The organism is Micromonospora sp. NPDC047557, assembly GCF_043205095.1.
Taxonomy (GTDB): Bacteria; Actinomycetota; Actinomycetes; order Mycobacteriales; family Micromonosporaceae; genus Micromonospora.
Genome location: NZ_JBIDDK010000016.1, coordinates 1 through 19,249 on the forward strand (window position 1 = coordinate 1; position 19,249 = coordinate 19,249).

Sequence of the window (19,249 nt, forward strand, 5' to 3'; positions counted from 1 at the left end):
ACGACCCCGCCGGGTCCCCGATTCCGCCCCCAGGGTGGCACCCGCCACGGGACGGCCATGTCGAATCCACCCAAACCACCCACCGGAAACGGACATCCGCCACCAGCCGGGGGTTGATCGACACGCGATCGGCGATATCGGGGTATCCGGGCGCCCGGGACACCCCGACATCAGCGAACCCGAGTGGATCACCTCCGCGCGGGACCCTGCGCCCATCTGATGATCGTGCTCGATCCAGGAAACAGGGCCCTCACCACGCGGGCAAGGCCACTACATCCGGGATCGAGCACGATCATGCCCGCCGGAACGTGCCGTGCACGGTGTCCGTCGATTGGGCGGCACGTCTTGCACGGAAACCTCGGGGCCACGCCACCGCCCGAGGGCTGATCGACTCGACTTCGGCGAAGTCGGGGTATCCGGGCGCCCGGGACACCCCGACATCACCGAACCCGAGTCGATCACCACCGCGCGGCCCCACGGCAAGCTGGATGATCGTGCTCGATCCAGGAAACAGGGCCGTCACCCTGCCTGCGAGGCCACTACATCCAGGATCGGGCGCGATCATGAAGGCCGGCGGGATTGTCCGCCGATCACCTGGGCGGGCCGGATGGGTCGGGTGGGACCGGCGTGGGAACGCACGGGGTAGACCGGGGAGGTTCGATCGGGCCCGGGTCGTCAGGCGGGGTCTGCGGGTTTGGCTGCCTCACTGGCCTGGGCGTGACGTTCCAGTAGCCGCTGCCGGATCTCCTCCGGCGTGTACGCGCGCCGGCGCCGTTCGGCCCGCGCTATGACCACACCGGACGCCGCGACCCCGGCGAGGCCGGCGAGCCCGAGGACCTTCCACCACCGCATTCGTTGCCGCATCGGCCTAGGCTAGACCCTCATGAGCATCAGCCTGGATGAGGCCGTCGAGTTGACCCGCACCGGCGACGTGTGGGTGTTCCGGGGTCGTAGCGTGCCGGACCGGGCGATCCAGTTCACCACGAACAGCCCGGTCAATCACGTCGGGATGGCCGTGGTGCTGGACGACATGCCGCCGTTGATGTGGCACGCCGAGCTGGGCCGATCGTTGCCGGACCTGTGGTCGGGCACGCACCAGCGCGGTGTGCAGCTGCACGACCTGCGGGACGCGGTCTGCGTGTGGGCCAACCGGTACGGGCAGCGGGCCTGGCTGCGGCAGCTCGACCCGCCGGCGGACGGGGAGATGGAGCGGGCGGTGCTGCGGACCGTCGCGCGGTTGGACGGCACGCCGTTCCCGTCGACCGCCCAGTTGGCGTGGCGGTGGGTGCGCGGTCGGGTGCCGTCGCTGCCGGGTCCCGGCCGGGCCGCACTCCGCGCCGTGTCGCGGGCCGCCCAGGCGACCTGGGCCAACCCGGCGGCTCCCTGGCCACAGTCCAACCCGGCCGCTCCGGGCGCTGCGCGCAACCCGGCCGCTCCGGGCACTGGGCGCAACCCGGCCAACCCGGCCGCTCCGGGCACTCCGGCCAACCCGGCCGCTTCCGGCACTGCCGGCAACCCGGCAGCCTCGGGCACTGCGGCGAACCAGGGGACGACGGCCGCTCCGACCAGCGCGGCTGCCCGCGAGAGGGCGTTGGAGACGGCGTACTGCGCCGAGGTGGTGGCGGTGACCTACGAGGCGATGGGCCTGCTCCCGGGCGGTAAGCGTCCAAACTGGTACGACCCGGGCCGGTTCTGGAGCGGTGACGATCTGGGGTTGACCGGTGGCGCCCGGTTGGGTGCGGAGATCGAGGTGCGGGTTCCGCCCCGCTGAGGTTTGGCCGGCCCGGTGAGCGGCAATTGCTGTCGCGTGAACGCCTCCACTGATCTCGACGCGCTGACCGGCTTCTTCGACCGGTACGGCGCCGCGATGACCTCCGGCGACCTGCCGTCGCTCGCTGGTTGTTACGCCCTGCCCGGGTTGGTGGTGGCCGACACGTACAGCTTCTCGTTCACCTCCCTCGCTGCGGTCGCGCTGTCCTTCGTGGGCGCCGCGCCCGACTACCAGGATCGGGAGTTGATCGCCGCGCACGCGCGGATCGAGGACGTGCAGCCGGTGTCGGCGCTGCTGACCATGGTGTCGGTGGAGTGGGAGTTCCTGGACAGCCGGGGGTACGCGGTGCCGGGGGAGCGGTACCGCTATCTGCTGCGTACCTCGGGTGAGGGGCCGGTGATCTGCACCGTTATCCGGACGGCCTGACCGGCGGGCGACCGTCCACGCGGGCGAGCCGTTTTCCGCTTCGGGTGGGCCGGTCGGTCCGATCTGTACCCGCGAGGTTTTCGGTCTGGCCGCCGCTGGCTACGCTGTCGCGTCGGTGGGACGAGGGGAGACCTGATGGCGTCAGGGCCGGACGGTGCGGGGGGTCCGCGGACGGCGCGCGTGTTGCTGTCGGTGCCGTGGATCGTGGTGCTGCTCGGCATCGGCGCGCTGGTGGTGCTGTTGGTGATCGCGCTGTTGTCGTTCCGTACCCGGGAGCGGGAGAGCGCGCCGCAGGCCGCGCCGCCGGTGTTCCTGCCGACCGTGCCGGCTACGGCGTCGTCGGCGCCGACGCCGGGCGGGCTGGAGCGGCGCACGGCGTCGCCGCGGCCGTCGCGCAGCAGCCGGACACCGTCGCCGCGCGCCACCACGGGTTCGCCGTCGCCGGCGCGGACGAGCGCTCCGGCGGTGGCGCCGGCGAAGGGGGCGGTGACCGCTCGGTACCAGGTCGGTACGGACGGCTCGGACGCAACCGAGGCCGTGCTGTCGGTGACGAACGAGTCGGGCCGCTCGGTGGACTGGCGGGTGGAGCTGGCGTTCCAGGACGACATGCGGGGCCTGCGGGTGAGCGGTGACGCGGGGATCTCCGTGTCGGCGCAGGGTGACGGTGAGTTCGTGCTGAGTGGCGGGACGTCGCTTGATCCGGGTGACAGGCAGACGTTGCGCCTGGGCTGGGACGGGTCGGCGCAGCGGCTGGTGCGGTGCACGGTCAACGGCGTCGACTGTCGCTTCGGCTGAACCGGTGCCGATGGCGGCGGTCGGCGCTTCCGGGCCCGGCCGTCGATCGCTACGCTGCCCGGACGGCACGCTGAGGGAGGCACATGTCCGGCATGCGTCGCGCGCCGCGACCGTCGCACGGTCCGGCTGCCATCGCGTCGTCGCCGTGGATCGTGGTGTGCGCTGGCGTCGTCGTGATGGTGGTTCTGCTCTTCGTGGCCCTGGGTGCGTACCGGGGGCGTAGTCCGGCTTCCGACGACGGGCCGCCGCCGGCGGGGTTGCCGTTGCCGCAGGCGCCGGTCACGCCGTCCGAGCTGTCGTCGACGCCGCCGCCGGAGAGGGCGCCGGTGCGGCCGGGGCTGTCGCCGCGGGCGAGCGGGCCGCCCCCGAGCACGCCGGCCATGTCGCGGCCACCGGTCGTCGGCCCGACGGTGGCACCGACCTCGCTGCGACCGTCGACCGGGGTGTCGCCGCAGCGGCCACCCGCGATGAGCGGGCGGTACCGGGTCGTGCAGAGCTTCGACGGGGGTTTCATCGGCGAGGTGCTGATCGTCAACGCGTCGGGTGCGGACCATGGCTGGACGGTGCGGTTCGACTTCGCTGGTGGGCGGCTGGTGACCGCCTGGGTGGAGGGGGTGCCACAGGGGACGCTGCGCCAGTCCGACGGCAGCTTCACGTACGTCAGTGGGGTGGACGTGCCGGCCGGCGGGTCGGTGGCGTTGCGGTTCCACCTGGAGCGGGCGTCCACGACGCCGCGGGGCTGCACAGTCGACGGAGTGCGCTGCAGCGGGTTCTGAGCTGTGCTTCCGCAAGGGCATTGCTTGGTTACGACTTTGTTTGCAAGGTATTGCAGATTGTTTCGGCAAGGGTTAGCGTGCGGCCAATCACGACCAGAGGAAGGCCGTCGATGAAACCCCCGCCGATCCCCCGTAGCGCCCTGCTCGCGCTCGTCTGCCTGCTCACCTTCACCCTCGTCGGTACGCCGGTCTCCGCGCGGCCCCTCGGCGCCGACGCCGACCCGCGACCGTCGGGCACCGACCCCCTCGCCGCGGCCGGCGCCGTTCAGTGGCGCGACGAGCCCACCACCGAGGCGTTGCTGGCCGCCGGCGCCGACACCGCGCGTGCCGAGCAGTTCTACTTCGTCCTGCCGGACCGGTTCGCCAACGGAGACCGGCGCAACGACTCCGGTGGCCTGACCGGTGACCGGCTGCGCACCGGGCTCGACCCGACCGACAAGGGCTTCTACCACGGCGGTGACCTCAAGGGTGTCATCGACAAGCTGGCCTACATCCAGGGTCTGGGCACCACCGCCATCTGGCTCGCCCCGATCTTCAAGAACCGTCCGGTGCAGGGCACGGGCGACGACATCTCGGCCGGCTACCACGGCTACTGGATCACCGACTTCACCCAGGTGGACCCGCACTTCGGCACCAACGAGGAGATGAAGCAGCTGGTCAAGCTCGCCCACCAGCGCGGCATCAAGATCTACCTCGATGTGATCGTCAACCACACCGCCGACGTCATCAAGTACGCCGAGGACAGGTACGCGTACGTGGACAAGGCGACCTCGCCGTACACCGACGCGCAGGGGCGGGCGTTCGAAGACCGCAACTACGCCGACGGCAGCCGTGCCTTCCCGCCGGTCGACGAGACGTCGTTCCCGTACACCCCGACGTTCGACGAGCCGAAGGACGCCACCGTCAAGGTGCCGGCCTGGCTGAACGACGCCACCATGTACCACAACCGGGGCGACTCCACCTTCTCCGGTGAGAACAGCGAGTACGGCGACTTCTTCGGCCTCGACGATCTGTGGACCGAGCGTCCCGAGGTGGTGCGGGGGTTGACCAAGGCGTACGGGGACTGGATCGGCGCGACCGGCGTCGACGGGTTCCGGCTGGACACGGTCAAGCACGTCAACATGGACTTCTGGCCGCAGTTCAGCCAGGGCATCGAGCGGGCCGCCGAGAAGGCCGGCAAGAAGGACTTCTTCATGTTCGGCGAGGTGTACAGCGCCGACCCGGAGATCAGCTCCAGCTACGTTCGGCAGGGTGGCCTGCCGGCCACCCTCGACTTCGCCTTCCAGGAGGCCGCACGCGGCTACACGGCGGGCGCCGGCTCGGCGAAGGCCCTCGCCGACGTGTACGCCCGCGACGACCTCTATGCCGCCCGGGACACCGACGCGGGTCGGCTGACCACGTTCCTCGGCAACCACGACATGGGCCGGATCGGGTCGTTCATCGCCGGCGGCGGCACCGCCCCGGCCAGCCACCTGCGGCGGGACCAGCTCGCCCACCAGTTGATGTTCCTCACCCGCGGCCAGCCGGTGGTCTACTCCGGTGACGAGCAGGGCTTCACCGGCCCCGGTGGGGACAAGGACGCCCGGCAGGACATGTTCGCCTCGAAGGTGCCCGACTACCTCGACGACGACCTGCTCGGCACCGACCGCACCCACGCCAGCGACCAGTTCGACACCGGCCACCCGCTGTACCGGACGATCGCCGAGCTGGGCCGGCTGCGCCAGGCGCACCCCGCGCTGCGCGACGGCATCCAGGTCACCCGGTACGCCGCCGACGGCCCCGGCGTATTCGCCGCCTCCCGGATCGCCCCCGCAGACCGGACCGAGTACGTGGTGGCGGTGAACAACGCCGAGACCGCGCAGACTGTCACCGTGGACACCTGGTCGGCCGGCGCCACCTTCACCGGCATCTACGGCGGATCGGGCGGCCAACAGGCCGGCGGCGACGGGAAACTGACGCTTACCGTGCCGCCGCTGTCGACGGCCGTGTACCGCGCGGGCACCCCCATAGCCCGGCCGACCGGCACGCCGACCATCAGCATCACCACCCCCGCGCCGGGCGCTTCGGTGGCGACCCGCGCGGCGGTTACCGCGAAGGTGACCGGCGACCCGCTGGCCACCGTCACCGTGGCGGCCCGGGTGGCCGGCGGCAGGTGGACGTTGCTGGGCAGCGCCGACCACGCGCCGTACACCGTGCACCACGACCTGGACGGGCTGGCCGGCGGCACCCGGATCGAGTACCGCGCCGTCGTCCGCGACGGCCGTGGCCGCACCGCGACGACGCGGTCCGTCGCCGTCGTCGGCACGCCCGAGCAGGGCGGGTCCCGGGAGTGGGCGGTGGTGCACTACCAGCGTCCGGCCGGAGGTTACGACGACTGGGGGCTGTACGCCTGGGGTGACATCGACCCGGCATACGTCACCGAGTGGCCCAAGGGACAGCCGTTCGCCGGGGAGGACTCCTACGGCCGGTTCGCCTGGGTGAAGCTCAAGCCGGGCGCGAAGTCCGTGGGCTTCGTGGTGGTCGACAAGAATGGCACCAAGGACGTCGCCCAGGATCGCAGCATCGACGTGACGGCCACCGGTGAGGTCTGGCTCAAGCAGGGTGACCCGGCGATCTACCCGAGCAGGCAGGCGGCCACCGGTCAACCGGATCCGCCGGTCGAGGAGGGCACCGCCCTCATCCACTACCGGCGGGCCGACGGCAACTACGACGGATGGGGCCTGCACCTGTGGGACGGTGCGGCCAACCCGACCGACTGGGCCACGCCGCTCGCGCCGACGTCGATCGACGCGTTCGGCGCGGTGTTCCGGGTGCCGCTGGCGGCCGGGGCCACCGGGCTGAATTACATCATTCATAAGGGCGACACCAAGGATCTGCCCGACGACCAGCGGCTCGACTTCGCCAGCGCCGGCCGGGAGGTGTGGCTGCTCGCCGCCACCCCGGGGCGGCTGCTGCCGTCGACCGCGACCAGCGCAGGCGGGGACACCGACATCGGCAAGCAGAAGGCGCACTGGATCGACAGGTCCACCGTGGCCTGGCAGACACCACCGACCGACGGTCGGGTGTACGCCCTGGTGGCCGCCCCCACCGGCGGGGTGAGCGTCGTCGACGGCGAGCTGTCCGGGACGTACACCAGCCTGCCGTTGCGGGCGCAGCGCAACGGGCTCACCGAGGCCCAGCGCGCGGCGTTCCCGCACCTGTGGTCCTACCGGGCCTTCACCCTCGACCGGGGTGACCTGGCGAAGGTGCCGGCGGCGCTGCGCGGGCAGCTGCTGGTCACCGAGCGCGACGCGGCGGGCGCCCTGCTCGCCGCGACCGGCGTGCAGATCCCCGGCGTGCTCGACGACGTGTACTCCCGGGCCACCCAGGTCACGCTCGGTCCGACCTTCGCCGGCCGTACGCCGAGCCTCGCGCTCTGGGCGCCGACCGCCCGGACGGTGGCGCTGCAACTGTTCGACTCACCCGCTGCGGCGCCGAAGACGGTGCCGATGCGCCGCGACGACCGCACCGGCGTCTGGTCGGTGCGCGGCAGCCACGCCTGGACGGGGAAGTACTACCGCTACCAGGTGCAGGCGTGGCAGCCGGCCGCGCAGCGGATGGTCACCGCGTCGGTGACCGACCCGTACTCGGTGGCTCTCGCCGCGGACTCCACGCACAGCCAGCTGGTCGACCTGAACGATCCGGCGCTGGCCCCGGCGGGGTGGCGGACGCTGCGCAAGCCGGCGGCCGTGCCGGCGTCGAAGGCGCAGATCTCCGAGCTGTCGGTGCGCGACTTCTCCATCGCCGACGAGACCGTGCCGGCCGAGCGGCGGGGGACGTTCCTGGCGTTCACCGACCCGAAGACCGCCGGGATGACCCACCTGCGGGCGTTGGGCGACGCCGGCGTGACGCACCTGCACCTGCTGCCGGCGTTCGACTTCGCCACGATCCCCGAGAAGCGGGCCGACCAGCGCCAGCCGGCCTGTGACCTGGCGGCGCTTCCGCCGGACTCCGAGCAGCAGCAGAAGTGCGTGGCGGCGGTCGCCGAGACCGACGGCTACAACTGGGGATACGACCCGCTGCACTACACCGTGCCGGAGGGCGGGTACGCCGTCGACCCGGTCGGCACGGCGCGGACCACCGAGTTCCGGCGGATGGTCGCCGGGGTGAACGAGGCCGGCCTGCGGGTGGTCATGGACGTGGTCTACAACCACACCTCGGCGGCCGGCGTCGACGAGAAGTCGGTGCTCGACCAGGTGGTGCCCGGCTACTACCACCGGTTGCTCGACGACGGGACGGTGGCCAACTCCACCTGCTGCGCCAACACCGCCCCGGAACACGCGATGATGGGCAAGCTGGTCGTCGACTCGCTGGTCACGTGGGCCAAGCAGTACAAGGTGGACGGCTTCCGGTTCGACCTCATGGGCCACCACCCGAAGGCGAACATCCTGGCCGTACGTGCCGCGCTGGACCGGCTGACCGTCGCCCGCGACGGGGTGGACGGCAAGGCGATCATGCTCTACGGCGAGGGCTGGAACTTCGGCGAGGTCGCCAACGACGCCCGGTTCGTGCAGGCCACCCAGGCCAACATGGCCGGCACCGGCATCGGCACGTTCAACGACCGACTGCGCGACGCGGTACGCGGCGGTGGGCCGTTCGACGCCAACCCCCGCGCGCAGGGTTTCGCGTCCGGGCTCTACACCGACCCCAACGGCGACCCGGTGAACGGGTCGGCGGCGGCGCAGAAGGCCCGCCTGCTGCACGCCCACGACCTGATCAAGGTGGGTCTCACGGGCAACCTGCGGGACTACCGGTTCACCGACACCTCGGGGCGGACGGTCACCGGGGCGCAGGTGGACTACAACGGCTCCCCGGCCGGCTACACCGCCGCGCCCGGGGAGGCGGTCACCTACGTCGACGCGCACGACAACGAGATCCTGTACGACGCGCTGGCGTACAAGCTGCCGCAGGCCACCACCGCGGCGGACCGATCCCGGATGCAGGTGCTGGCGCTGAGCACTGTGGTGCTGGGGCAGGGCACCGGGTTCGTCACCGCAGGCACCGAACGGCTGCGGTCGAAGTCGTTGGACCGCAACTCGTTCAACTCCGGTGATTGGTTCAACCAGATCCGCTGGGGTTGCGAGCGGGGCAACGGGTTCGGCGCCGGCCTGCCGCCGGCGCAGGACAACCAGGACAAGTGGTCGTACGCGAAGCCGCTGCTGGCCGATCCGACGTTGGTGCCGGACTGCGCCGCGATCAACCTGGCCGACGCCCGGTACGCGGAGCTGCTGCGGATCCGGAAGTCCTCGCCGGTGTTCGGGCTGGCCGCCGCCGGCCAGGTGCAGCAGCGGGTCGCCTTCCCGCTCTCCGGCGAGAAGGAGACGCCGGGCGTGCTCACCATGACCCTGGACGCCCGAGGGCTGGGCGGGAAGTGGAAGTCGGTGACCGTCGTCTTCAACGCCACCCCTGGGGCCGCGAAGCAGACGGTGACCGGCCTGCGCGGGGCGAACGTGGCGCTGCACCCGGTGCTGCGCGAGTCCGCCGACCCGGTGCTGCGGACCGCCTCGTTCGACCAGGCGAGCGGCACGTTCACCGTGCCGGCGCGCAGCGTGGCGGTCTTCGTCCAGAACTGATCCCACGACGATCCGGCCCCCTACCACCGAGGTGGTAGGGGGCCGGACCCTGCGTGGATCCGTTCGCTGACCGTCGGTCAGTTGAAGCAGTCCTTGACGGTGCCGGCGCAGTTGGTGGGGTCGTTGTTGGTGATGGTCGACTTTTCGTCGAGGCGGACCTTGCCGTTGTTGTTGAGGATGCCGCCGGCGACTCGGTGTGTCTTGGAGGAGTCGGTGGCGGTGTTCTTGGTGACGCGGGTCTTGGTCAGTGTGACGGTGCCCTTGTTGTTGAAGATGCCGCCGCCGTTGAGGGCGGTGTTGGCCTTGATTTCGGTGTCCCGCAGGGTGAGGCGGGCGTTGTCGTCCTTGTTGTCCTTGTTGTCGGGCTCTTCGAAGCCTTCCTTGAGCTTGACGTCGGGGTCGCCGTTGAAGATGCCGCCGCCGAAGCGTCCGGCGGTGTTCTCGACGATCTCGCTGTCGGCGATGGTGGCGCTGGCTTCCTGTTCCTTTTGCTCGTTCTTGTCGTCGCTGTAGGACGGGCCGTGCTTCTTTTCTTCGCCGCCGGTGTTGACGACGCCGCCGCCGTCCTTGCTGGCGTGGTTCTTGGCGACGATGACCTTCTCGAGGTCGAGGTTGGTGTTGCGGGCGTAGATGCCGCCGCCGCTTTCGCAGGCGGTGTTCTTCGTGATGGTCGACAGGACGATCTTGACGAAGCCGCTGGAGCTGAACACGCCGCCGCCGTTGCCGTTGGCCGTGTTGCCGTCGATGGAGGTCTTGAAGATCTCCACGCTGCCGGCCTCGTCGCGGCCCTGCACGCCTGGCCAGTAGTCGTTGTTCTTGTCCTTGTCCTTGCCGTGTTCGTCCTTCTTGCCGCGGCCGTTGGCGATGCCGCCGCCGTTGTCGCCGGCGGTGTTGTTGGTGATGCGGGACTCGTGATCCCGCTCGTGGGAGAACTCGTCCTTGCCGTCGGCCTTGCCGTCGGCCTTGCCGTCGGCGGACCCGCCCTGGCCGTGGGAGGAGGACCAGTCCTTGTCGTCGGAGGACCCCTTGACCTTGAGTACGCCGACGTTGAAGATGCCGCCGCCGTTCTCCCGGGCGTGGTTGTTGTCGACCTCGCTGTCGTCGAGGTCGACCCGGCCGAAGTTGGCGATGGCGCCGCCGTTGCCTTCGGCGTTGTTGCGGGTCAGTTCGACCTTCACCAGGTGGGCGCTGCCGCCGCGCTCGACCAGCAGCGCACCGCCGTCCGCGTCGCCGTCCTTCTTCGGCGGCGTGGGCTTCCCCGGGGCCGCCTGAACAGCGTCGGCACCCTGAACAGCGTCGGCACCCTGAACAGCGTCGGCACCCTGAACAGCGTCGGCACCCTGCGGAGCGTCGGCAGTCTGCGGCGCACCGGGAACCTGCGGACCGCCGGGAACCTGCGGACCGCCCGGACCCTGCGGACCGCCGGGGCCCTGCGGACCGCCCGGACCCTGCGGACCACCGGGGCCCTGCGGGCCGCCCGGGCCCTGCGGGCCGCCGTACTTGAACTCGGCGGCGTTGCCGTCCTTGATGGTGAGGTCCTTCAGGGTCAGGTCGCCGCCGTCGGCGACCCGGAAGATCCGGAACGCGTCCTCGGAGTCCCGCTTGATCGTCGCGTCGTTGCCCTTGATCGTGATCTCCTGCCGGATCGTCGGCAGACCCGTACCGGACTTCTTGTCGGAGAAGCTCAACTCATAGGTGCAGTGCGGGGCCAGCTTCAACGTGCCGCCCTGGTCCCGGTTGGCCAGATCGACCGCCTCGATCAGCTTCTCATCGTCACACGGCACCTCCCGCACCCTGCCGTGCTCATCCCGGTCCTCACCACGCCCGTCCCGGTCCTTGCCACGCTCATCCCGGTCCTCGCCACGCTCATCCCGGTCCTTGCCGTCGTCCTTCTTGAGCTGCTGAGCCGTGGACCACTTCACGTCGGTCAACCGGTGGGCACCGGTGGCCCCGGTGGTCGCATAGGCGACCCCTGCGAGGCTGACCGCTCCTGTGAGGCCCACAATGCCGGTGGCGAGCCAGAGCCGGCGACGACGGATCGGAAAGGTCGTCTCACCGTTGGCGTCCTCGTTATTGCGAAGGTAGTTGGACATCGGAGCTCTCTGCCCTCTCCTTGTACCCGACAAGGTCGCTTCGCCACAGCGAGGCGGCCTTCGCTACAAATCGGTTGTAGCTGCTGAAGAACACCGTATGAGAACCTTCTTCGCCTCGTGGGCGTATGCGAAAAAAGCCCACATTAGGTATGTGGGCGGTGCAGCCGACAGCACGGCGGACGGCCGGGCAGCAGGGGCGTCACGGATGGCGAAGGGTGTCGCGGAGGGCGGAAAGCGCGCGGTCACGTCCGATGACCGCGCGGCCGCCTCCGGCGGCACGCGTTCCTGACGCGCGGCGCACCACAACCGGGTGGGCGACGCGGGGAGGGGAGGGGAGTCCCTTTCCGCCGTGAGGCGGAAAGGGACTCCCGCGATCATGCGCTGGTCAGTTGAAGCAGTCCTTGACGGTGCCGGCGCAGTTGGTGGGGTCGTTGTTGGTGATGGTCGACTTTTCGTCGAGGCGGACCTTGCCGTTGTTGTTGAGGATGCCGCCGGCGACTCGGTGTGTCTTGGAGGAGTCGGTGGCGGTGTTCTTGGTGACGCGGGTCTTGGTCAGTGTGACGGTGCCCTTGTTGTTGAAGATGCCGCCGCCGTTGAGGGCGGTGTTGGCCTTGATTTCGGTGTCCCGCAGGGTGAGGCGGGCGTTGTCGTCCTTGTTGTCCTTGTTGTCGGGCTCTTCGAAGCCTTCCTTGAGCTTGACGTCGGGGTCGCCGTTGAAGATGCCGCCGCCGAAGCGTCCGGCGGTGTTCTCGACGATCTCGCTGTCGGCGATGGTGGCGCTGGCTTCCTGTTCCTTTTGCTCGTTCTTGTCGTCGCTGTAGGACGGGCCGTGCTTCTTTTCTTCGCCGCCGGTGTTGACGACGCCGCCGCCGTCCTTGCTGGCGTGGTTCTTGGCGACGATGACCTTCTCGAGGTCGAGGTTGGTGTTGCGGGCGTAGATGCCGCCGCCGCTTTCGCAGGCGGTGTTCTTCGTGATGGTCGACAGGACGATCTTGACGAAGCCGCTGGAGCTGAACACGCCGCCGCCGTTGCCGTTGGCCGTGTTGCCGTCGATGGAGGTCTTGAAGATCTCCACGCTGCCGGCCTCGTCGCGGCCCTGCACGCCTGGCCAGTAGTCGTTGTTCTTGTCCTTGTCCTTGCCGTGTTCGTCCTTCTTGCCGCGGCCGTTGGCGATGCCGCCGCCGTTGTCGCCGGCGGTGTTGTTGGTGATGCGGGACTCGTGATCCCGCTCGTGGGAGAACTCGTCCTTGCCGTCGGCCTTGCCGTCGGCCTTGCCGTCGGCGGACCCGCCCTGGCCGTGGGAGGAGGACCAGTCCTTGTCGTCGGAGGACCCCTTGACCTTGAGTACGCCGACGTTGAAGATGCCGCCGCCGTTCTCCCGGGCGTGGTTGTTGTCGACCTCGCTGTCGTCGAGGTCGACCCGGCCGAAGTTGGCGATGGCGCCGCCGTTGCCTTCGGCGTTGTTGCGGGTCAGTTCGACCTTCACCAGGTGGGCGCTGCCGCCGCGCTCGACCAGCAGCGCACCGCCGTCCGCGTCGCCGTCCTTCTTCGGCGGCGTGGGCTTCCCCGGGGCCGCCTGAACAGCGTCGGCACCCTGAACAGCGTCGGCACCCTGAACAGCGTCGGCACCCTGAACAGCGTCGGCACCCTGCGGAGCGTCGGCAGTCTGCGGCGCACCGGGAACCTGCGGACCGCCGGGAACCTGCGGACCGCCCGGACCCTGCGGACCGCCGGGGCCCTGCGGACCGCCCGGACCCTGCGGACCACCGGGGCCCTGCGGGCCGCCCGGGCCCTGCGGGCCGCCGTACTTGAACTCGGCGGCGTTGCCGTCCTTGATGGTGAGGTCCTTCAGGGTCAGGTCGCCGCCGTCGGCGACCCGGAAGATCCGGAACGCGTCCTCGGAGTCCCGCTTGATCGTCGCGTCGTTGCCCTTGATCGTGATCTCCTGCCGGATCGTCGGCAGACCCGTACCGGACTTCTTGTCGGAGAAGCTCAACTCATAGGTGCAGTGCGGGGCCAGCTTCAACGTGCCGCCCTGGTCCCGGTTGGCCAGATCGACCGCCTCGATCAGCTTCTCATCGTCACACGGCACCTCCCGCACCCTGCCGTGCTCATCCCGGTCCTCACCACGCCCGTCCCGGTCCTTGCCACGCTCATCCCGGTCCTCGCCACGCTCATCCCGGTCCTTAGCGTCGTCCTGGCCTTCGGCCTGGCCGGCATCGCTGACGTTCTGCTTCGGCGCCGCCTGCGAGTCGCTGGCCCGCTGTGCGTCGTCGGGCTTGTTGTCACGGGCAGCCAGCCCGCCCAGTGCCGCCAGACCGACGACGCCGGTCAGGCCGGCCACGCCGGTGGCGACCCACAGCTTGCGTCGCCTAGTCGACGGCGCGGCCCCTGGGGCCCCGCCGTCGGGAGTCGTTACGTCGTTGGACATCAGAGCCTTCCGCCCTTTCCTGCTACCAGACGGGCTCGTACCACTTGAGCGGCACGAGCAGCTACAAATGGGTTGCAGCCTGTTATCCACACCGTATGAGAAGGATCCTCGCGAGGCGGACGTATCCGAAAAAAGCCCGCATTCGCCTCACGTCGGTCGGGGTGGGCACACCAGGGCGCAGGGCGTGAAGAAAGGTTCTCGGCAACGCAAACAGCGACGGGCCCCGCCACCGGTGTCAGGACGACGGAAAACGTCGCCGGCACCGGGGGCGGGGCCCGCCGGGGGTCGTACCAGGTCAGCCGGGCAGGCGCGGACCCGCCTCGCGCTGCTCGGCCAGCCAGGTCTCCACCTCGTCGGCGGTGCGTGGCAGGCCAGCTGACAGGTTCACCGCACCGGTCGCGGTGACCAGGACGTCGTCCTCGATGCGGATGCCGATGCCGCGCAGCTCGGCGGGGACCAGCTCGTCCTCGGGCTGGAAGTACAGGCCCGGTTCGACGGTGAGCACGTATCCCTCGCCCAGGGCGCCGTCGCGGTACGTCTCCTTGCGGGCGTTGGAGCAGTCGTGCACGTCGATGCCGAGCATGTGACCAAAGCCGTGCAGCGTCCAGCGCCGGTAGACCGAGGACTTCTCGTCCATGGCCTCGTCCACGCTCACCGGCAGCAGGCCCAGGTCGGAGAGGCCCTCGGCGAGCACCCGCATGCAGGTCAGGTGGACGTCCTTGAACTTGACGCCGGGGCGGATGGCGTCGATGCCGGCCTGCTGTGAGGCGTACACGATGTCGTAGACCTGGCGTTGCAGGGCGGTGAACCGGCCGTTGACCGGCAGCACCCGGGTCACGTCGGCGGTGTAGAGGTTGCGCCCCTCGACGCCCATGTCCATCAGTAGCAGGTCGCCCGGACGGGTGGCGCCGTGGTTGTGCACCCAGTGCAGGATCGTGGCGTGCTCGCCGGCGCCGACGATCGAGCCGTACCCGACGTCGTTGCCGTCGTGCCGGGCGCGCAGCGCGAAGATCCCCTCCAGCAGTCGCTCCGACACGGCGCGGTCGGCGGGGAGGATCCGGGCCACGTCCTCGAAGCCGCGCACCGTGGCGTCGATGGCGTCCTGAAGCTGGCCGATCTCCCACTCGTCCTTGACCAGCTTCTGCTCCGAGATGGCGATCGCCAGCTCCCGGTCGCGGGGCGGCTGGCCCTCGGCGCGGACCCCGTCGTACGGGCGGACGGCCGCGTCGACCTGGGCGTCGAAGCCACGCAGCACCCGGGTGCGACCGGGTGCCAGGTCGGCCAGCGCCGCCTCCAGGCCGCTCAGGTCGGCGGTCGGCAGGCCCAGCTCGGTGGACTTCTCGCCGAGGGTGTGTCGCCGGCCGACCCACAGCTCGCCGTGGCGGCTGCGGAAGAACTCGTCGGTCTCCCGGGACGAGCGGGGCCGCATGAACAGCGTCGCGTCGTGCCCCGAGCCGTTCGGGCGCAGCACCAGCACGCTGTCCGGGTCGTGGTCGCCGGTCAGGTAGGCGAAGTCGCTGCCCGGCCGGAACGGGTAGGTGGTGTCGTTGGCGCGGACCTTCTCGCCGCCGGTCGGGATGACAAGCGTCTCGCCGGGGAAGGCCGCCGAGAGCGCGGCGCGGCGCTTGGCGTAGTTGGGCGCCTCGGGACGGGGCGTGACCGGGAGTTCGGTGTCCCGCCAGCCCTGCCGCATGAAGGACAGGAACGCCTCCGGAAAGTCCGGATCGTGCGATTCCGTGCCGTCTGTCGGCGTACCGTCGGTGCGTTCCTCGGTCATTGCGCCGCTCCCTCCGCGTCGTTGCTGGTCCCGACGGTACCGCGTGCCCGGTTCGTGTTGGTGGCGGCCGGGAGCGCTCCGGATCGACGGACGGCTGCGACGGGCCGACGGACCGCGTGGAAAGATGGCCACCATGTGCGGACTCCTGGCCTTCTTCAGCGCGAACGGCAACGCCGCCGCGCACCGCGACCACATCGCCGGAGCATTGGAATGCCTGCACCACCGTGGCCCCGACGAGACAGGGGTCGAGGTGGTCGGCGACGCCTCCGGCCGGTACGCGGACGGCGTGTTCGCCCACAAGCGGCTCGCCATCATCGACGTCGCGTCGAGTCACGAGCCGCTGCCCTACGCGAACGGCCGTTATCTGCTCACCTTCAACGGTGAGATCTACAACTACATCGAGCTGCGCGACGAGCTCGTCCGGAACTTCGGCGCGCAGTTCGCGACGGCCGGTGACGGCGAGGTGATCGTCGCCGGCTACCACTACTGGGGCGAGCAGGTGCTCACCCGCCTGCGTGGCATGTTCGCCTTCGTCATCTGGGACCGGCAGGAACGGCGCGCGTTCGGCGCCCGCGACTACTTCGGCATCAAGCCGCTGCACTACCTGGAGACCGCCGATGGCCTCTACCTGGCGTCGGAGAAGAAGGCGCTGCTGCCGTTCGCGCACAGCAACTACCAGGGCGACGCGGGTGTCGACGCGGCCAACCTGAGCCACTACCTGACGCTGCAGTACGTTCCCGAGCCCGGCACCCTGCACAAGGGCATCAGCCGCATCGGCTCGGGGGAGTATCTGACCTGGTCCCCGGGCGGGCGGATCGACGTACGGCGGTGGTACCGGCCGGTGTTCCGGCCGGCGCCGGTCGACGACGAGCAGAAGCTCTACCACGAGATCCGCGAGACGCTGCGCGAGAGCGTACGGATGCACATGCGCTCCGACGTGCCGGTCGGCTCGTTCCTGTCCAGCGGCATCGACTCGACAGCGGTCGTCGCGCTGGCCCGCGAGTTCAACCCGAACATCCTCACCTTCACCGTCGGCTACGACGTGCCGGGTTATTCGGAGATCGACGTCGCGCAGGAGTCGGCCCGGCACCTGGACGTCACCACCATCCCCACCAAGATCGGTCCGCAGGACATGATCGACGCGCTGCCGAAGATCGTCTGGCACCTCGACGACCCGGTGGCGGACCCGGCGCTGGTGCCGCTCTACTTCGTGGCGAAGAAGGCCGCCGAGCACGTCACCGTGGTGCTCTCCGGCGAGGGGGCCGACGAGTTCTTCGGCGGTTACACGATCTACCGGGAGCCGCTGTCGCTCGGCACCGTCAACGGCCTGCCCGGCGGCGTGCAGAAGGGCCTGCGGGCGGTCTCCAAGGCGATCCCGCAGGGTGTCAAGGGCAAGAGCTTCCTGGAGCGCGGCACCACCCCGATCGAGGAGCGCTACTACGGCAACGCCCGGATGTTCACCGAGGAGGAGAAGCAGCACCTGCTGCGCCGCTACGACCCCTCGGTGCGCTACACGGACGTGACCGCGCCGATCTACGCCGAGTGCACCGAGCTGGACGACGTCACCAAGATGCAGTACGTCGACCTCTACACCTGGCTGCGCGGCGACATCCTGGTCAAGGCCGACCGGATCTCGATGTCGCACTCGCTGGAGGTGCGGGTGCCGTTCCTCGACCGCGAGGTCTTCGACGTCGCGGCGAAGATCCCGGTGGATCTCAAGCTGCCGCCGCGCTCGGACGCCACCAAGTACGCGATGCGGCAGGCGTTGCAGGGTGTCGTGCCGCCGGCGATCGTCAACCGCAAGAAGCTGGGCTTCCCGACGCCCACCCGGGTCTGGCTGCGCGGCGAGATGTACGAGTGGGCCCGGCACGTGCTGAGCACCTCGGGCGCGGGTGACCTGCTCGACCTGTCGTACGCCCTGCGGCTGCTCGACGAGCACAAGCGGGAGGAGGCCGACCACTCCCGCAAGGTGTGGACGGTGCTGATCTTCTGCATCTGGCACGCGATCTTCGTGGCCAAGACGCTCGACCCGGGCATCCAGCGCAACCAGTCGGCTCTGCTGACGAAGCCGGTGGTCGGCTCCATGGTCCGCTGACCAGCGACCCCACCCTGTCGATCAAGAGGTTTGCGTCACCCGAGTGACTCCGGGTGACGCAAACCTCTTGATCATTTCAGGGAACCTCAGCGGCGCGCGCAGGTCACCGTCGGGATGCCGTTCGTTCCTGTGCTGCTGGCCAGGAAGCCGAACGTGGTCGTGCCCTCGGGTGCGACCGTGCCGTTGTACGAGACGTTCGTCGCCGTCACCGAGGCGCCGGACGTCGTCTGGGTGGCGCTCCAGATCTGATTGATCACCTGCCCGTTGGGCCAGGTCCAGCTCGCGGTCCAGCCGGCGAACGGCGTACTGCCGTGGTTCATGATCGTGACTTCGCCCTGGAAGCCGCCCTGCCAGGCGCTGGTCACCTTGTAGACGGCCATGCAGTCACCGGTCGACGGCGGCGGCGTGGTCGGCGGCGGGGTGGTCGGCGGCCGGGTCGTGGGAGGAGGCGTGGTCGGCGGCGGCGTCGTGGGCGGGGCAGTGGTGGGCGGAGGCGTCGTGGGCGGCGGGGTGGTGGGCGGGTTCGAGCCGCCCGGACCCACACCTGTCACCTGGCCGTTGCCGCCGTCGAAGGCGACGTCGGAGCAGCCGAAGAAGTTCTCCTGCGAGTCCGAGCGCACCCAGCGGGAGTAGATGATGTGCCGGCCGCTCTTGCCCGACGGCAGGTTGCCGCTGAAGTAGTAGTGACCGTCATTGGTGCCGACGCCGCCGCGCTGCGGCGGGTTGGTCACCGTCAGGAACGGCTGCTCCTCCAGGTCACTCCAGGCCAGGGCCCGGGTCGGGCTCCAGCTGTCCTTGGTGACGTAGAAGTAGAAGGTGCCCGGGTGGTGTGCCCAGTTGCTGTACCGGAAGTCCAGCCGCGCGCCGGAGGTCAGGTGGGTCAGCGGCCAGTCGGTGCGGGGCAGGTCGTAGCCCCGGTAGCCGGTGTTGCCACCACTGCACAGCTGCCCGTCCGGAATGAAGCCGGTGGTACGGCCACCGGCGTCCGAGCGCAGCACGCTGAACCAGTTGTAGAGCGAGTTCGTCCCGCTCTGCGCCACCGCGGCGGCGCACGCGGGGTTGTTCGGCCTGATCTCACCGGTCTGGCTGAGACCGTCCTGCCAGCAGAGGTAGGTCCGGGCGCCCGGCGTCATCGCCGCGCCGTGCGCGGCCGCCGGTTGCGGACTGGACACCAGGGCTACGGCGCCCAGCGCGAAGGTAAGGGCCGCGGTGAGCAACGCGGCCGTACGGGAACGGTTCACGGGTTCTCCTGACTCGCGAGGCGTGCCGCCCGAGCCGCCCCGCCGCAATCGGGTGGGGTTGTGGTGTCGTCGCAGCGCCGTGGGGGCGGTTGCGGCGATCACGGTGACGTGCCCCGGCCGAGGAGCGGCCAGCGGACACACGCCATCAACGGTCCTGTCCTGGACCGGTGCCCTCGCGTCGAACCAACCCGGCAACCGGCGGCGCGGCAGCCCTCGCACCGCCCGGTACGCG

Annotated in this window: 11 protein-coding genes; 6 read left to right on the forward strand and 5 right to left on the reverse strand. The window is 70.2% G+C overall.

What is annotated here, in order from left to right; genetic code table 11:
- Positions 1-675: 675 nt before the first annotated feature.
- On the reverse strand, positions 676-864 hold the full coding sequence (locus ACGGAQ_RS27820; RefSeq protein ID WP_354863390.1) for a hypothetical protein: 189 nt from the start codon (positions 862-864) through the stop codon (positions 676-678).
- A gap of 19 nt (positions 865-883) precedes the next feature.
- Here ACGGAQ_RS27820 and ACGGAQ_RS27825 point away from each other — a divergent pair, with 19 nt between their 5' ends.
- The 5 genes from ACGGAQ_RS27825 (at position 884) to pulA (ending at position 9,380) form a co-directional block, all read left to right on the forward strand.
- Entirely contained in the window at positions 884-1,771 is an 888-nt protein-coding gene (locus ACGGAQ_RS27825) for a hypothetical protein (protein WP_393054203.1), read from the forward strand.
- A 36-nt stretch (positions 1,772-1,807) separates the two neighbouring features.
- On the forward strand, positions 1,808-2,197 hold the full coding sequence (locus tag ACGGAQ_RS27830; protein WP_355134641.1) for a hypothetical protein: 390 nt from the start codon (positions 1,808-1,810) through the stop codon (positions 2,195-2,197).
- A 180-nt stretch (positions 2,198-2,377) separates the two neighbouring features.
- Positions 2,378-2,992: a hypothetical protein gene (locus ACGGAQ_RS27835; RefSeq protein WP_393054206.1), complete on the forward strand. Its 615-nt coding sequence runs from the start codon at positions 2,378-2,380 to the stop codon at positions 2,990-2,992.
- 83 nt (positions 2,993-3,075) lie between these two features.
- Positions 3,076-3,768, forward strand: coding sequence for a cellulose binding domain-containing protein (locus ACGGAQ_RS27840; RefSeq protein WP_393054209.1), 693 nt, complete (start codon positions 3,076-3,078; stop codon positions 3,766-3,768).
- A 110-nt stretch (positions 3,769-3,878) separates the two neighbouring features.
- Complete coding sequence (pulA, locus tag ACGGAQ_RS27845) at positions 3,879-9,380, forward strand: pullulanase-type alpha-1,6-glucosidase (protein ID WP_393054212.1); 5,502 nt, start codon at positions 3,879-3,881, stop codon at positions 9,378-9,380.
- A gap of 77 nt (positions 9,381-9,457) precedes the next feature.
- Here pulA and ACGGAQ_RS27850 read toward each other — a convergent pair whose 3' ends face one another.
- The 3 genes from ACGGAQ_RS27850 to ACGGAQ_RS27860 form a co-directional block, all read right to left on the reverse strand.
- Positions 9,458-11,473: a hypothetical protein gene (locus tag ACGGAQ_RS27850; protein ID WP_393054215.1), complete on the reverse strand. Its 2,016-nt coding sequence runs from the start codon at positions 11,471-11,473 to the stop codon at positions 9,458-9,460.
- 385 nt (positions 11,474-11,858) lie between these two features.
- Complete coding sequence (locus tag ACGGAQ_RS27855; RefSeq protein WP_393054436.1) at positions 11,859-13,904, reverse strand: hypothetical protein; 2,046 nt, start codon at positions 13,902-13,904, stop codon at positions 11,859-11,861.
- Positions 13,905-14,199: 295 nt separating this feature from the next.
- The gene (locus ACGGAQ_RS27860) at positions 14,200-15,681 is read right to left on the reverse strand and encodes an aminopeptidase P family protein (RefSeq protein ID WP_393054218.1); all 1,482 of its coding nucleotides are present in this window, start codon (positions 15,679-15,681) and stop codon (positions 14,200-14,202) included.
- Between the two features lie 133 nt (positions 15,682-15,814).
- On the opposite strand from ACGGAQ_RS27860, the gene asnB reads away from it, so the two are divergent.
- Positions 15,815-17,776, forward strand: a complete 1,962-nt coding sequence (gene asnB / locus ACGGAQ_RS27865; RefSeq protein ID WP_354863278.1) for an asparagine synthase (glutamine-hydrolyzing) — start codon at positions 15,815-15,817, stop codon at positions 17,774-17,776.
- 86 nt (positions 17,777-17,862) lie between these two features.
- On the opposite strand, the gene ACGGAQ_RS27870 is transcribed toward asnB, so the two are convergent.
- Positions 17,863-19,017: a lytic polysaccharide monooxygenase gene (locus ACGGAQ_RS27870; RefSeq protein WP_393054221.1), complete on the reverse strand. Its 1,155-nt coding sequence runs from the start codon at positions 19,015-19,017 to the stop codon at positions 17,863-17,865.
- Between the last annotated feature and the right edge of the window lie 232 nt (positions 19,018-19,249).